General features: G+C 43.8%; 12 protein-coding genes. 9 read left to right on the forward strand and 3 right to left on the reverse strand.

Annotated features, from left to right (window positions below):
* The first annotated feature begins 57 nt into the window (after positions 1 to 57).
* Complete coding sequence (locus ABDD95_RS00600) at positions 58 to 1,890, forward strand: hypothetical protein (RefSeq protein ID WP_345949960.1); 1,833 nt, start codon at positions 58 to 60, stop codon at positions 1,888 to 1,890.
* A 234-nt stretch (positions 1,891 to 2,124) separates the two neighbouring features.
* On the opposite strand, the gene ABDD95_RS00605 is transcribed toward ABDD95_RS00600, so the two are convergent.
* Entirely contained in the window at positions 2,125 to 3,579 is a 1,455-nt protein-coding gene (locus ABDD95_RS00605) for an RtcB family protein (RefSeq protein WP_345949961.1), read from the reverse strand.
* 139 nt (positions 3,580 to 3,718) lie between these two features.
* Here ABDD95_RS00605 and ABDD95_RS00610 point away from each other — a divergent pair, with 139 nt between their 5' ends.
* Positions 3,719 to 3,979, forward strand: coding sequence for a hypothetical protein (locus tag ABDD95_RS00610; protein WP_345949962.1), 261 nt, complete (start codon positions 3,719 to 3,721; stop codon positions 3,977 to 3,979).
* Positions 3,980 to 4,000: 21 nt separating this feature from the next.
* On the opposite strand, the gene ABDD95_RS00615 is transcribed toward ABDD95_RS00610, so the two are convergent.
* Positions 4,001 to 5,680, reverse strand: a complete 1,680-nt coding sequence (locus tag ABDD95_RS00615; RefSeq protein WP_345949963.1) for a serine/threonine-protein kinase — start codon at positions 5,678 to 5,680, stop codon at positions 4,001 to 4,003.
* 346 nt (positions 5,681 to 6,026) lie between these two features.
* Between ABDD95_RS00615 and ABDD95_RS00620 the strand changes: the two genes are divergently transcribed.
* From ABDD95_RS00620 to ABDD95_RS00635, 4 genes are all read left to right on the forward strand, one after another.
* Positions 6,027 to 7,841, forward strand: a complete 1,815-nt coding sequence (locus ABDD95_RS00620; protein ID WP_345949964.1) for a hypothetical protein — start codon at positions 6,027 to 6,029, stop codon at positions 7,839 to 7,841.
* A gap of 202 nt (positions 7,842 to 8,043) precedes the next feature.
* Complete coding sequence (locus ABDD95_RS00625) at positions 8,044 to 8,517, forward strand: OmpA family protein (protein WP_345949965.1); 474 nt, start codon at positions 8,044 to 8,046, stop codon at positions 8,515 to 8,517.
* 124 nt (positions 8,518 to 8,641) lie between these two features.
* Entirely contained in the window at positions 8,642 to 8,833 is a 192-nt protein-coding gene (locus ABDD95_RS00630) for a cold shock domain-containing protein (RefSeq protein ID WP_345949966.1), read from the forward strand.
* A 162-nt stretch (positions 8,834 to 8,995) separates the two neighbouring features.
* Complete coding sequence (locus tag ABDD95_RS00635; RefSeq protein WP_345949967.1) at positions 8,996 to 9,448, forward strand: cold shock domain-containing protein; 453 nt, start codon at positions 8,996 to 8,998, stop codon at positions 9,446 to 9,448.
* A 108-nt stretch (positions 9,449 to 9,556) separates the two neighbouring features.
* Here the strand turns inward: ABDD95_RS00635 and ABDD95_RS00640 are convergent, their stop codons facing one another.
* Positions 9,557 to 10,444, reverse strand: coding sequence for a bestrophin family ion channel (locus ABDD95_RS00640; RefSeq protein ID WP_345949968.1), 888 nt, complete (start codon positions 10,442 to 10,444; stop codon positions 9,557 to 9,559).
* Positions 10,445 to 10,630: 186 nt separating this feature from the next.
* Between ABDD95_RS00640 and ABDD95_RS00645 the strand changes: the two genes are divergently transcribed.
* From ABDD95_RS00645 to ABDD95_RS00655, 3 genes are all read left to right on the forward strand, one after another.
* Positions 10,631 to 12,994 (forward strand): DUF2339 domain-containing protein, encoded by a 2,364-nt coding sequence (locus ABDD95_RS00645; RefSeq protein ID WP_345949969.1) that lies wholly within the window; start codon positions 10,631 to 10,633, stop codon positions 12,992 to 12,994.
* Positions 12,972 to 14,195: a hypothetical protein gene (locus ABDD95_RS00650; protein WP_345949970.1), complete on the forward strand. Its 1,224-nt coding sequence runs from the start codon at positions 12,972 to 12,974 to the stop codon at positions 14,193 to 14,195. The genes ABDD95_RS00645 and ABDD95_RS00650 overlap by 23 nt, the downstream gene beginning before the upstream one ends.
* Positions 14,196 to 14,422: 227 nt before the next feature.
* On the forward strand, positions 14,423 to 14,665 hold the full coding sequence (locus tag ABDD95_RS00655; protein WP_345949971.1) for a hypothetical protein: 243 nt from the start codon (positions 14,423 to 14,425) through the stop codon (positions 14,663 to 14,665).
* The last annotated feature ends 212 nt before the right edge of the window (positions 14,666 to 14,877 follow it).

Below are 14,877 nucleotides of genomic sequence, written 5' to 3' on the forward strand. Positions count from 1 at the left end.
AATTTGCACATTCGGGGCTAATGTGTATATTAATGCCAGAAAACTTTACTTACTATCATGAGGATACTATTTTCGGCACTGGCTATTTGGGCCGGTATGGCTGTTGCTGCGCATGCGCAAGAGAAATACCAGTACGCGGTTGATATTGCCAATATTCAGAACGATAAGGTGGCTGTTACCTTAAAAACACCAGTTATAACCCAACAAAATGCTGTATTCTCGTTCCCTAAAGCCATACCCGGATCGTACGCCCGTAAGGATTATGGCCGTTTTGTAAGCAGCTTTGCTGCATTTAGTAAGGATGGTAAAAAATTAAAGACCGAAAAGCTAGGCGCCAACCAATTCCGCATTAGTAACGCCAGCGAACTGGCAAAAATTAGTTACCTGGTTGATGATACCTGGGATACCAAGCACAGTGACTTTATTTTTCAGCCGGGCGGCTCCAACATCGAAGCGGGCACTAATGTGGTGATGAATAACCATGCTTTTTATGGTTACTTTGAGGGCCTAAGCAACTTGCCCTATGAAATAACAGTAACCAAGCCTGCCGAGTTTTATGGAGCAACACACCTTGATGTAACGCATGTTTCCACTACGCAAGACGTGCTCACCGCCAAGAACTATGTATACCTGGCCGATAACCCAATTATTTATGCACGGCCCGACACAGTTTCCTTTAATGCCGGCAACAGCCAAATTAATGTGTCGGTTTATTCGGCCACAGGGAAAGTGAAGGCCGCTCAGGTTGCCGGTTATTTAAAACCGCTTTCGGCTGCGCTAACCAAATTCTTTAATGGCTTGCCGGTAAAATCATACCAGTTTTTGTTTTATTTTGAAGACCCCAAAAAAGCCCTGACTGATCGTAAGGGCGGCGAAGGCGGCTATGGTGCGCTGGAACATAATTATTCATCGCTTTACTACTTGCCCGAGGTGGCTTTTGAAAAGGACTTAATTTCGATGGTACACGATGTATCGGGCCACGAGTTTTTGCATATACTAACGCCCCTCAACCTGCATAGCAACGAAATTGAGAACTTCAACTTTACCGAGCCGGTAATGTCGCAGCATTTGTGGCTGTACGAAGGTGTAACCGAATACTTTGCGCAGCTTATACAGTTGCAAAACGGACTGATAACACAAAAGAAGTTTTTTGAGGAAATGCGCAACAAGATAAACCAGGCAGAAGAGTTTGGCGATTTTTCGATGACGGAAATGAGCCGCCGGGTGATGGAAGACAGCTTTCAGAAAAAATACAGCAGTGTGTACAATAGGGGGGCCCTCATTGCCCTGATGCTGGATGTGCTGATACGTGAACGGACTGAAGGCACTAAAGACCTGAAGCAGGTGATGCTCACGCTTACTCAAAAGTATGGCCCCAATAAACCCTTTGATGACAACCAGCTTTTTGATGATTTTGTAGCCGCCTCACACCCCGATGTAAGGCAGTTCATCGATAAATACATTATAGGCAGCCAGCCGCTGCCTTATAGCGAATATTTTAATCGGCTGGGTTATGACTACCAACCGTCCAAAGATGTGGCTGCTTTTTATCCTGGAAAGATGGGCTTAAAATATGAAGAGGCCAATAAAGCATTTGTATTTACCGGCGTTGATAAAAACCCTTTAGGTGTGAAGGAAGGCGATACGTTTCAGAAGATTGACGATGTGGTGGTATCGGCAGAAACTATAGACGATATTTGGGATAAATACTTCAATACCAATACTGATCATCCTGAAATTAGCATAACCGTGCTACGCGACGGCAAGCAACAGATACTGCAAGGCAAGATATTTGACGGCCATTTTAAATTGAAAAACTATTTGGCGCCTACCGCAACCGTTTCGCAAACCCAGCAGCAAATGCTCAATAAGCTGGTTGGAAAAAGCTAACCGGTTTATTTGGTCAAAGCACAACACTTTTTCGCTGATTTTCAACCAGGACATTGGTTTAAAGTTGGAAACCAGCGTGAATTTGCCTAAGCGAGCTTTACCAGCCATTATTCAGTATCGGATTTTAAAATACATGGCGTATCTCGCCTGAGAAACAGTTACTGGCAAATTAGACGACTATTATAAAGGAGCGGTAATTACCTTAGATAGAAAAAAAGGTTAGCTTAAATCAAATTAATCTTCTGGTCTTTCTTTGGCATCAGCCATACGCACAATGCGGGGCTGGAACTTTGCCAGTACGTCGACCAGGTCATGCTGGGCTTCCATTACGGCATGAATATTTTTGTACACCATAGGCGCTTCGTCAAGGTCTGCCCCCACGAGGGTTATCTTTTTTTCCAGCAGCTCTGCCGTTACCAGATCGCGCTTTATTGTTTTAAAGGCAGCATTTCGGCTCATTAACCTACCCGCACCGTGTGAGGCTGAGTTGATAGACTGCGCATTACCCTTGCCACGTACCACAAAGCCGGGCGTACTCATGCTACCGGGTATAATGCCTAATACGCCGTTGCCTGCCGGGGTGGCGCCTTTGCGGTGTACCATTACCGGCGTGCCATTGGCCAGTTTTTCCTGCCAGGCAAAGTTGTGGTGGTTTTCAATACGTAGCAGCGGTTGCAGCTGCATGGCTTTGGCAATCTTATTGTGTATCTCATGATGGTTTGCGCTGGCATAATCACCAGCCAAGTTCATGGCAATCCAGTATTCCTGGCCTTCATTACTATCTAAATCCAACCAGGCCAGGTGCTTGGCCTCAGGTGGCAGCTTAGTTTTCTTCATGGCAAGGTCAGAGTAATAGCTTGCTATGCCCGCTCCAAAGCCGCGTGAGCCGGAGTGAGAGAGCAATGCCAGGTAGTTGCCGGCCGGTACACCCTCTAATGCGCCGCCCTGTACGGTAAGCTCTCCCCATTCTACAAAATGGTTACCTGTACCGGATGTGCCCAGTTGTTTATAAGCTTTGTCTCTCAGCGTACGTATTTGCTTGGTTGCTTTCCAGTCGGGTTTCTCAAACAGGCTGTCGTCATCATGCCACTTACTTTCGCTGCCCATGCCAAAGTGGGTGTTTTTAAGTAGAATGCTTTTTAAATCGTCGGTTTTATCATCAACAGTATGTGCAGGTAGTTCAAAAATGCTAAGGCACATTCGGCAAGCAATATCCACACCTACGGCATAAGGTATAATGGTATTGGCCGTTGTGGCCAGTACGCCGCCAATGGGCAGGCCGTACCCCTGATGCGCATCGGGCATTAAAGCGCCGGCCACAGCTATAGGGAGTTGTATAGCCGTACGCATCTGGTTGAGGGCGCCCGCCTCGATATGTTCTATGCCGTACACCGGAAAATCAGCAATTTCCTTTTTAAGTTCATTTATGGGGCGTTGCGGTTTAATTAGCTGGCCTTGCTGCCGTAATTCCAGCACCTTTTGGGCCAGGTTTTTAAACTTGCCGCCGCGTTTAAGGGCATAAGGCTCGGGCCCGGCAATGAGGGCTTCCAGCTCGGCCAAAATTTGCTGCTTGTCCATCACCTTGTGCTTCAACAAGCCGTTGGCTACCCGGCTAAAAAGGACAATTGTATCTAAATCTTCAACCCCTAAATCGCTGATCTCGCTATTGGTTATCTTCTCTTTTTCCATGTTGGTTTACACTTTGGCTGCCATTACTATAACAACAAAACAGCCATTTTGCGCGCGTAATCTTTACAAAATTGATTCAGGCAGGAAACGCAAGCAAGCGCAAATTATCTTACCTTGCATTTTAAAATCTATAGCCACCATGAGCAAGACCAGCACCATCGGGTTTTCTTACAAAGTAGAAAGTGTAACGCTGCAAACCATTGACGATACTTTACGCACCACCAGCGGCTTTATTACCCGCGATATCATAGATGCCATCAACGAAAAACTTAAGGGCAAAAATTTTAAAGTAGATGAAAGCTCAATAAGGCCCAAATATGTAGCCGATCAGTTATTCATTGAAGGATTTGCCGTAGAGATTAAAGAGCCCAAAACGGTTGGGTTTCTATCGGGTAGATAAATCTGTCAGGTTGTTAAGACCTTAATTAACCTTTATAAGATCTTTTTTATTGAGCCAGCCTTTACTTACCTGGCCCTGCTCGTTTTTATAAACTACATAAATGTATCCGTTTATATCATCAATGGCGGTGAGGCGGGCATTGTTCCAGCGGTTAATGTTGGCCTTGCGTACACTGGAGGCATCAGGCCGGTCATGAAAATAGGCGTAGCTGGCAAAGAGCGTAAAGGTTTTGCCGGCATCTTTTCCTTTGGGGTCGTTGGCAGGTGGCTGTATGGTTTTTTGGGGCTGCGTTTTAGCCTCTTCTTCTTTAGCTACCGTGTCTGTCACTTCGTTTTTCACTTCATATTCGGTGGCGGTATCTTCTTTAACTGCAGCTGCCTTCTTTTTTGCTTTTGGTTTACTTGTTTTTTTAACCGGCTCAGTGTTTTTTTCAACAGCAAGTGTCTGGCTCACCGGAGTCTCCTGCTTGGCATTTGCTGTAGTAGGGAACAACAGATGTCCGGCATATGCGCCCAAACAAGCTACGATAAGGCCTATCCATAAGGCAGCCGCAACGGATATACCTTTTGATTTGCCTGCAGTAACAGTTGGCTGTGCAACCGGGTCAGGTGTAGCCGGCCTTGTGTTTCTCAAAGTCATTAGCTCGTTATTGCTTTGCGCTAAGGTTTGCTTGGCCTTTGTTATTTCCTGCTCGTAACGCGCGGCTTTTTCACGTTCCTGGGCTAACAGCTTCTGCAGACTTTCGTTCTCGGCTTGTAATAGGAGGGCTTCTTCTGTATTGCTCTTGGCGGCAAGGGCGCTGTTTTGGGTCAGAATAGCTTGGTGAAGTTCAGTGCCGTCGGCAAAGCGGTCGGCAGGTTGCTTTTGCAAGCAGCGGTTAATAATTTGTAACAGCCATTCGGGTACTTGCATTTCCCAGGCCTTCTTTTGATCGTCCCAGGTATTGGGCAGATTGGCTTTTCGCAATTCGAGTAAATCGGGCACGGGCGCTTCCAGGTGCGCAATCATGATGTTATTGCGTGCCGTTTGTGCGTTAGCCGTTAACGGGAAGGGTACTGCCCCGGCCAGCAGTTCGTACAGGATGATACCGTAGCTATAAACATCACTCTGTGGCTGCATGATGCCTTCGTTTTGCTCGGGTGCCATAAACTCCACTGCGCCCGCATTTCGTAAACTATCACGGCGCTGCTCATCGGTCATGATAGCCAGGCCAAAATCAAGCAACACATAATTGCCTGTGTGGATATTGTATTTAACGTTATTGCTTTTAACATCGCCATGCTTTACCCCAACCTTGTGGCAATGGCTCAGGGCGCTGGCCAGTTGGTCGGCCACCTTAATTACTTCATGAATGGTAAAGACCGGATCGTGAGGCGCGTTTAGCAGTTCACCCAAATCTGGCCCTTCAATAAACTCCATCTCAATAAAGGGCAGCGAGCCACTCTCAGTAATGCCCGAACTAAATATTTTTACAACATGCGGCGTCGGGTTCTCATTTACTTTTTTTAATTTCTCTACCTCATTCCTGAAGTTCTTGAAATTTTTATCGTCTTCACTTTCGGTATGAATGGGCGTGGGCAAAAGTTTTACAGCTACGATAATTTCGCCTATACGACGAGCCTTGTAAACTGAGCCCTGGCCTCCGTTTCGCAAAGCACCCATATTTTCGAGTCCCTGAGTTATGGTAAACACTTTACCCATATTGTAATAGCTGTAATGTAATAGGTTTAAACTTACCAGGTACCAAATAGTTTGAAACAGATTTTGTTTACAATATCTGACGGGCAAACCCATTTTGGGTTTAAGCAGCAGCAAGCCCGCCTTTTGCTACAAACGCAGCAATGTTAGCTATGCGTATTTAACAAAAAGTACACTGTTAATAGCCATACGTTTTAAGTGTTAAAAGTCATTATCAAACATTTATCATCAAAACATGTACACTATATAATAATACACGAGAGCTAACCATCTACACCTCAATAAAGCTTTTACCTGCCACTATACTTTCTGCGGCTCTCTAAATTTATTTTAACAGTTAGGTATAGTTATGTACAAGAGTGACTTATGGCCAGCGCTTGGGAGCGGGCTGCTGCATTATTGGTTGATGATAAAAAGCTATGTAAGTACGCATAAATACTTCTTTATAGTTATTATAACCATTATGCTGGCTGGTGCATACCTTTATCAAAGCAACAGGATATCGCACTATGAGGCAAGCGCAAGTGTACGGTTTGAGCCGGCGCGGGACGCTGCCACCCAACAACAGCTTTTTAAAGAGGTTTATAATGAGTTGACGGCCGACTATAACCTTACCGCTGTAAAACCGGCAGGCCGACCAAACACCTTAACTGTAACGGCAACCGGCGAAAGCGCTTACAAAGCCGAGGCGGCTATAACAGCGTTAACGGATAGTTACCGATATAAAGTTTTAAACCATGCTGGCAAGCAAGTTAACACCCGCCGGTTTAATGATAGTATAGCCGCTTTAAAAGGCAAGCTGAGCACTTTAAATGAAAAGATACGGTTAGGGGCTTTGCAAGCCGCCGCCAACCCGGCTGAACGTGCTGTGTTGAAAGAAAAGTTTGTAAAGCAGTCGAGGATATTAGACGTAGTGGTAAATTACGTTAGTAAGCCCATTAGTAGTTTTGTGGTTATACCCGACAGCTTTATACCACCCGACGATGACTTGCTTAAATCTATCAATAAGTTTAATGAGTTACAATTGCAAAAACAAAGCTATTTGGGCGCCAGAAGCTTAAATGACCCGAATACGGTGAGGTTTAACCAGCAGATTAAATTTTTGCAGGAGCAGATTAAACGCCAGGTTGTTGTTCAAAGAGCGTACATCCAAAAGCAACTAAATCCGGGTACTGATACTGCTGCTTCGTTACAGCAATATCGTTTGCAGGCGGCCCATATTACAGCCGCTATTGATTCGCTAACCGCTTTAAAACAATCTGCAATAGGAAGGCCGGCGCCGGCAAGTTCGGCTATAGCGGTTACTTCTTTTAAAAGCCGGGCAATGCACACGCAATCGCCGTTATTTTATATAGCCTCAGTTTTAGCAGGGATATTATTTTCGGTTTTAGCTGTTTATATTTTACAAATGCTGAATAGAAAGATTCACAGCGTTGCAGATATAAAGCGGATAAGTAAAATTCCGGTTGTTACAGAACTTGAGCCTCAGCAAAATGAAGATGCACCGGACGCCGATATTTCTGTTAATGCATTGGCCTCTTATATATTCAATGTTCACAGCCATCATCAAACAATTTGGGTTACGGCAAATACCGACGAGGAAGGCGCGAGGCAACTGGCGCTGCAACTGGCACAAGCGCTTGCTCATACCGGCAAAAGTACCGTTTTAGTTGATAATGATATGCCCGATTCATTATCATATGATGAGTTGGGCCTTCCGTACAACAAGGGATTATATGAGTACCTGAACGCAGATATAGTTACTATTGATGACCTGATCGTACCTGTTCAGGGGGTCGATAGTCTTTACTTTATCGGATCGGGCGTTGCTAAAAACCAGCACAAGGCAGAGATGGTATCTATGCTGGGGTTATTAGATATTTCGCCAAACTTATCGGCAGAGGCCGACCCAATGCAAAAAGCAATGCCAGATAGGAAGTTTAACCAGCTTATAAACCAGTTACACAAGCAGTTTGACTATATTGTTGTATGCGGCCCGTTACTCGAAGATTACGCACACCCCATGATTAGCCGTACCGATATTACGTTTTGCCTGGTAACCTATAAAATTACTGACAAGGCACACCTTGTACGGCTTAATGAGTTGTGGCAAGCAGGACAAATTAATAGCCCGGCAATTGTAGCCAAACACGCTGCGCATTAATGGTATAAATAGCCGATACGCTGTGCAAATACCAATTTTGCCAGAATTAATACTCTATAAAAGGTATCAATAAAACCAAATACCTGCCCGCCTATTATTTAAATATAAACTCAGTAAGCAATTATTAAAAAGCCGTTATGCCGCATGCTTTTATGCAGTGCGGATGACTTACCGGCTAATTTATTTACCAAATTATAGAATTATGAAAACCAATTATTTAAAGTCAGTTATTTTAACGCTTGCCATGGTGGCTATGATGTTGCCTGCCGTAGCAAAAGCAACCGAACCTTCCAAAAATAAAAAAAGTGAAGCCAAGTCGCCGGTTACTAAAATCGACCTCAGAAGCGTAAAGATTAAAAATGTACAGTTCGGGTTTGATCGTTCTGCTATTAGTGCGGAAACATACGCACGATTGGATAAAGTGGTGAAATTAATGGCCGACAATAATGCAGCGGTTAAATTAAGCGGACATGCTGATAACAAAGGCGGTTATGTGTATAATTGGAAACTGTCACAAGCGCGGGCTAACACGGTTAAAGAGTACATGGTTAGTAAAGGTGCCGATTCATCGCGCATTGCTTCAACCGAATTTGGCGATACCAAGCCCATTGCTTCTAACAAAACCAAATTAGGTCGGCAGCAAAACAGACGCGTGGAAATTGAATTTGTTCAATAACCCGGTTTATAGTACATAAACAGCTAGAATCACTGCAGGGTTAAATAAATATTAATTATTTTCACCAAAAGGAAATTTATACGGATATTTATTCGTACCTTGTAGACTTATTAAAAGCAATATAATGCAACAAGGAACAGTAAAATTTTTTAATGAAACAAAAGGTTTCGGATTTATCACACCTAATGATGGTGGAAGCGAAATCTTTGTTCATTCATCAGGTCTGATTGACAATATTCGTGAGAATACTGTTGTTAGTTATGATGTGGAAGAAGGCCGTAAAGGACCAAACGCAGTAAATGTAAAAGTAGCTTAACACACTATAAATTATTGTGAGGCATCTTCCACTATAGGAAGATGCTTTTTTTGTAAAAATTTTTCCTTGCAAAGTTGGCCCTCAACAAGCCGGTTATAGCAGCTTAAATATTAATCAGAACTTCGGGAAAATAGAAGTTCTAAGTTACACTTAAATTAAAATATGGGTAAATCCACAGAAACATTCAGTAAGAAAGAACGGGAAAAGAAAAAAGCCCGCAAACAGTTAGACAAAAAAGAAAAAGCCGAAGACCGGAAAGCTAATGCTGTAAAGGGAAAAGGTTTGGAAGACATGATGGCTTATGTTGACGAGAATGGCAACATAACATCTATGCCGCAAGAGCCCGGTAAACGTAAAAAGATACTGGTAGAAGATATACAGATTGGTACGCCTAAGCAGGAAGAGATCGAATACGAGGTGGTTAGAACCGGAACCGTATCGTTCTTCAATGAATCGAAGGGCTACGGCTTTATACGCGACCTGCAAACTCAGGAAAGCGTATTTGTGCACATTAATGGCATTATGGAGCAGATCAAAGAAGGCAACAAAGTTACTTTCGAAGTTGAACAGGGACAAAAAGGCCCCAACGCTATCAAAGTAAAAATTGCCAAATAATTTTAGAACACCGGCTTTTAAGCTTGTGTATTTAAATTACTGCAATAAAAAAGGCTGAAGACGAAATCTTCGGCCTTTTGTTTTTGTACTTGCCTGATGCTTTTATTGTTACATGATATAATAAGATGCAGGCGGTTCAATTTTATATACCGGCGGTTCGCCAACCATCTCCATTAGCGTGTTTTCTATCGACATGGATAAGGCCGTCATTGGCGTATCGGTTGGCCGGTTCTCAAATGGGTCCTGCATTAAGATAGCTGTTTGTTCTATAGCAATGAATAACACGGGGACAATAATCGTGAGCGATACTTCTACCAGTTTACTTTGATCCTCCAGGCCAAACGGCAGCATGGTCATGAGTACATAGATCAGAAAGTGGATCAGCACACTATAAGCTCTTGGGAAAACAGTGTTTTTAATCCGTTCACATTTTCCCATTGAGTCGCAAAGCCTGGCCAGCGTAGCGTCTATTTGTACCTGCTTATTAGCATTGATGTTAAACTGCTCGCTTGCTGCAGCAAGTGCATCTGCATGGTGGTCTAAAATGAGGTTAGCTTTGTTGGCGCTATTAGCACCGATATTGCTGAAATAGGTGCTTACCTTGTTGCTATGTTCTACTTTTCGAAGTGATTCTGAAAGTGCAAAGCACCAAACGCCTTGCCGTGCGGCAAAGTCTTTTGCAACGGCCAAACCCTGTTCCGTTTTGGGCATAAATTGTTTAACCTGGCGTATCAGCGTCCTGCTGTCGTTCACAATAGCACCCCAAACTACCCGGGCCTCCCACCAGCGTTCGTATGATTGTGAAGTTCGGAATGCCAGTAATAGCGATAAAACAGTACCACTGAACGCAGTAACCGCCAACGGTATAGAAACCTGGCTTAGGATGCCGTAGTGGTCAAACGTACCAGCCAGCATAGCATACGCCGCAATGGCCAGTACATCCCATTTGATGGTGCGGATAAAATAAAAAATCGAAATTCTTTTCTTGATAAGCATATTATTCATCCATAACACCAAAATGTTTTTAGTGTTCGGTTAAGAGCATAAATAAAGCAAATCGGCTATGGATATCTAATGGTGCAAGCTTATTATAAAGCAAATTTGAAGCGATCAAAGGAGCATCCACACGTCGTATTATCTTTTGATGAAATAAGCTCTATATTTACTACCTAACCTTTTCATATGGAGTTTTTAGTAATACTGCTTTTAATTTTGGTTATCTATCTGCTGGTAACTCATAAAAGCGGCGCCGACGCTAAGTTTGAGCACCTGGAAGTGCGGTTGCTGGAACTGCAAAAGTTACTGAAGCAAAGCCTGGAAAGCCGTCCTGCTGCAGAAAGCCTTAAACAGGAAACCAAACTGCCCCCTAAGCCAGCCGAATTACCCAAACCGGAAACAGCTCTGCATTTACCCAGGCCAGTGGCTCCTCCACCGGCTGAGCGGTATAAAGAGGTTATTTCAGGCCCCGCTGCCGAACCGACGAAAGACCCTGTTGCTGTTTACAGGCCACCCGTATTCAAAGCACCCGAACCACAACCATCGTTCTTTGAACGCCACCCCGATCTGGAAAAGTTTATTGGCGAAAACCTGGTTAACAAAATCGGTATTGCCATATTGGTTTTAGCCATCGGTTTTTTTGTAAAATATGCTATTGATAACAACTGGGTAGGTCCTGCCGGCCGAGTAGGTATTGGTATATTGTGCGGCGCTATACTGATAGGTATTGCCCACAGACTGCGTAACAGTTATAAGGCTTTCAGCTCAGTTTTAGTAGGTGGAGGACTGGCCATATTTTACTTTACCATTACGCTGGCCTATCACCAGTTCCATCTGTTTAACCAAACCGCATCCTTCATTATCCTGATTGTGATAACCATTTTTGCTATTATACTCTCCATTTTGTATGATAAGCAGGAACTGGCTGTAATTGCCTTAGTAGGCGGATTGGCCAGCCCTTTTATGGTAAGCAGCGGCCACGCCAATTACAACGCCTTATTTATATACCTCATTATTTTAAATGCCGGCTTGCTTGCCATTGCTTATTTCAAATTGTGGCGGGTACTTAATGCTACAGCATTTGGCCTAACAGTAATTATTTGCGGCGCGGTTGTTTTTACCCTGCCGGCTGCGGCCTGTGTTATGGGCTTTTGGTATTGCAGCGTGTTGTATCTGTTGTTTTTTGCCATTAACGTAGCCAACAACATCAAGGAGAACAAAACCTTTATGGCGTCTGACTTTAGTATACTGCTCGTCAATACCTCGTTATATTTTGGTGCCGGCCTTTACCTGCTCACCGCCATGCATCACGAAGAGCTCAGGGGAGTATTCTCTGCCAGTCTTGCCGTCATCAATTTAGTTTTGTCTTTTGTGTTGTTCAAAGTGCGTAAGGTAGACAGTAATATTTTGTACCTGCTAATTGGCATTACGCTTACTTTTATATCGCTTACGGCACCCATACAGCTTCATGGGCACTATATTACCATGTTTTGGGCAGCAGAAACGGTGTTGCTTTACTGGTTATACCTTAAATCGCGTATTAAGCTCATGAAACTGACCTCGCTCATTGTGTGGTGTACCATGATGCTGAGCTTGTTGATTGACTGGACGCAATTGTACAGTTACTCGGGGCTAACGCTAAACATTATAGCCAACAAAGGTTTCATAACCACGCTTATGGCGGCCATTGCCTCTTATGGGTTATATCTGCTGATGCTGAAAGATGAATCGGAAGAGCTTTACGGCTTGAAGATGAAAAGCCGGTTGTACCGGTATATTGCATTCGTATTGTTGTTTTTAAGCGGTTTGCTCGAAATTAACCACCAGTTTTTGAACCGGTATCCTTATACATCGTTAAACATGGTGTACATCATGTTGTATGTGCCGGTATTTGTTTACCTGTTTAATGTAGTGGCTAAACGTGCCGCATCTATGAGTATGAGTTGGAAAGTAACGCTAGTATTAGTTGGCCTTACACTTGCGGTTTACTTACTGTCTACTCCACGGTTCTTCAACGCCGAGTATAGCATACTGGTACAAAACAAAGTAAGCTCGCTGCATTTTATAGCGCACTGGGTTGGAGCTATTGTAATTGGTTTGCTGTTTTATCAGCTTATACAACTGGTTAGGTTACACCTGCCCGAGGGCATCCTTAAAACGGCCTGCTGGATAATTTCTTCAGCAATTGTGCTGTTTTTAAGCTTGGAGGTTTCTTTAGCCAGCAACCTGTTGTTCTATACTAAGCAATATTCCATGGAGCACATAACAACCGTATATATTAAAACAGGACTGCCCGTTTTATGGGGCTTATTATCATTTGCTTTGATGTGGCTGGGTATGCGTTATAAAGTAAGTACGCTAAGGATCATTTCGCTTACCTTGTTTTCCATCACACTGCTTAAGCTGTTTATATTTGATATTCGCAACATTCCGCCTGCCGGAAAAATTGCAGCCTTCTTTTGCCTGGGCGTGCTGCTGCTTATCATTTCGTTTATGTATCAAAAGGTGAAAAAAATAATAGTACAAGATGAAACCACGCCTCAAGCTTAATGTAATTGCCCTGCTTATACTATTAGGTTGTGGCGCAATGCCTGCGTGGGCGCAGCAAAAATTCAAATACAAAGCAGCGCTGCAAAAGGCAGATTCGAGCCGGTTTTACCGCATTGATTTGCAGCCAGCCCTAACCGCAAAATGTCAACCCGGACTGGCCGACATCAGGCTGACAGATGAGCAAGGCAAACCCGTTCCTTACCTGTTGGGCAATGCACTGCCCGTGCAGGTGCAAAGCCGGTACCAGGAATTACCTCAAGCAGTTGTTGTTGACCAACAGGACACACTCCCCGTATACATCGTACATAACAAGGGCGGCATTAGCATTGACCGCCTGTGGCTTAAGTTGCGCAACACTGCCGTAAACCGTACCGTAAACCTGCTGGGCAGCGATGATTTACAGCATTGGTTTGCCATTAAGGAAAATATCCCCTTGCAGGAAACCATTTCGGGCACTGGCGGAACTTTCCAAGAACTGCTTACGTTTCCGGTAAGTACATACCAATATTTTAAAATTCAGGTTAATGAACGCAAGCTGGCGCCGGTTCATGTTTTACAGGCTGGTATTTACGTAGCGCGCCGTACACACCCTAGCTTCGTACCAGTGCCTACAACCGGCTTTAGTACCCAAAACAGGTCCGACAGTAGTATTATCACCCTTAAGTTCAAAGACTATTACCGGATTGATAAGCTGCATTTACAACTGGCCGGTGCCAGATATTATAAGCGCCGGATTGAAATCTATCAGTTTAACGGAAAAAGCAGAACATGGCTTAAAGACACCTCAATTAGTTCAACCAGTAATGGTGAAGTCTATGTATCGGCCAAGGCATCTGCTCTGCAAGTCATCATTTTTAATGCAGATAATCCGCCGTTGGTGGTTAAGGCCGTTCAGGTTCATCAGCTTAAGCAATCGCTGGTGGCCTACCTGGAAAAAGAACACCAGTACCAGTTTTTGTTTGGTGATGAGAAAGCGCCTGTACCGCAATACGATCTGCAATTTTTTGCCGATAGCATTGGCAGTGGCCCGCTGCCTGTTATTAGCCACACGGCCATCACGCAGTTACCTCAACACACCCCAAAGGTTATTACGAATACCATTCCGGTGTGGCTAATGTGGGTAGCCGGCGGCTTGGCCCTGCTTGCCCTGTTAGTGCTTACCTTAAAAATGACAAAGGAAGTAAGCCAAAAGGCAAAATAATTTTGTAAATGAAAGACCAACAAGCGATAATAGGCTTTCCATATTCGGGCCTGCTCGCTCACGCAGTTTAGCCATGTAAATTATCACGTGCGTACGGCATCGTTAATAAGCTTTCAAAAATGCAACCCGAAATTTATGATAAGCTTCCTCTTTGTAATTTGTTGAGGCAAAGAAATAAGGCCTTGCATAGTGTATTTGCGCAATAGAAGTTGTTTAAACTATCATAGATGGATGATGTTACTATAGAAAAAGCTAATTACGTTATTGCTTATTATAGTCATTTGCTCACTTGGCAAGAGCGGAAGGCATTAAGGCATCACCACTCTACCCTTAAGCTTAAAGATGTAGAGGATAGGCGACTAACCAGCATGCATTTAAAAGCAGGTTGGTTAAGTGATGACCCGATTATATTAAATTATTTAAAGAGGGGTACGCGCAGTTCATACTTAACTGCGCAGACCGAATTTTGAAAGAAAACCGGGATATGGTGTTCTTTAATCGATGCCCAAGATGCACCAAATTGGCCAGAACACCACAGGCTAAGCAATGCAGATTTTGTGGGTTTGATTGGCATTAAGGTATTCTCGTAGCTTGTACGAGTTCAAATCTCGTTCAGGGAGTAATTATCTTTTAATTACTTGCAGGAGTTAAACTAATGTCAATGAGTGACTTTAGCAAATGA

The organism is Mucilaginibacter sp. PAMB04274, assembly GCF_039634385.2.
GTDB lineage: Bacteria > Bacteroidota > Bacteroidia > Sphingobacteriales > Sphingobacteriaceae > Mucilaginibacter.

What these genes read in the sequence shown, in the direction of transcription:
- ABDD95_RS00600 (WP_345949960.1), top strand. Translation starts at nt 58, where the DNA reads ATGAGGATACTATTTTCGGCACTGGCTATTTGGGCCGGTATGGCTGTT.
- ABDD95_RS00605 (WP_345949961.1), bottom strand. Translation starts at nt 3,579, where the DNA reads ATGGAAAAAGAGAAGATAACCAATAGCGAGATCAGCGATTTAGGGGTT.
- ABDD95_RS00610 (WP_345949962.1), top strand. Translation starts at nt 3,719, where the DNA reads ATGAGCAAGACCAGCACCATCGGGTTTTCTTACAAAGTAGAAAGTGTA.
- ABDD95_RS00615 (WP_345949963.1), bottom strand. Translation starts at nt 5,680, where the DNA reads ATGGGTAAAGTGTTTACCATAACTCAGGGACTCGAAAATATGGGTGCT.
- ABDD95_RS00620 (WP_345949964.1), top strand. Translation starts at nt 6,027, where the DNA reads ATGTACAAGAGTGACTTATGGCCAGCGCTTGGGAGCGGGCTGCTGCAT.
- ABDD95_RS00625 (WP_345949965.1), top strand. Translation starts at nt 8,044, where the DNA reads ATGAAAACCAATTATTTAAAGTCAGTTATTTTAACGCTTGCCATGGTG.
- ABDD95_RS00630 (WP_345949966.1), top strand. Translation starts at nt 8,642, where the DNA reads ATGCAACAAGGAACAGTAAAATTTTTTAATGAAACAAAAGGTTTCGGA.
- ABDD95_RS00635 (WP_345949967.1), top strand. Translation starts at nt 8,996, where the DNA reads ATGGGTAAATCCACAGAAACATTCAGTAAGAAAGAACGGGAAAAGAAA.
- ABDD95_RS00640 (WP_345949968.1), bottom strand. Translation starts at nt 10,444, where the DNA reads ATGCTTATCAAGAAAAGAATTTCGATTTTTTATTTTATCCGCACCATC.
- ABDD95_RS00645 (WP_345949969.1), top strand. Translation starts at nt 10,631, where the DNA reads ATGGAGTTTTTAGTAATACTGCTTTTAATTTTGGTTATCTATCTGCTG.
- ABDD95_RS00650 (WP_345949970.1), top strand. Translation starts at nt 12,972, where the DNA reads ATGAAACCACGCCTCAAGCTTAATGTAATTGCCCTGCTTATACTATTA.
- ABDD95_RS00655 (WP_345949971.1), top strand. Translation starts at nt 14,423, where the DNA reads ATGGATGATGTTACTATAGAAAAAGCTAATTACGTTATTGCTTATTAT.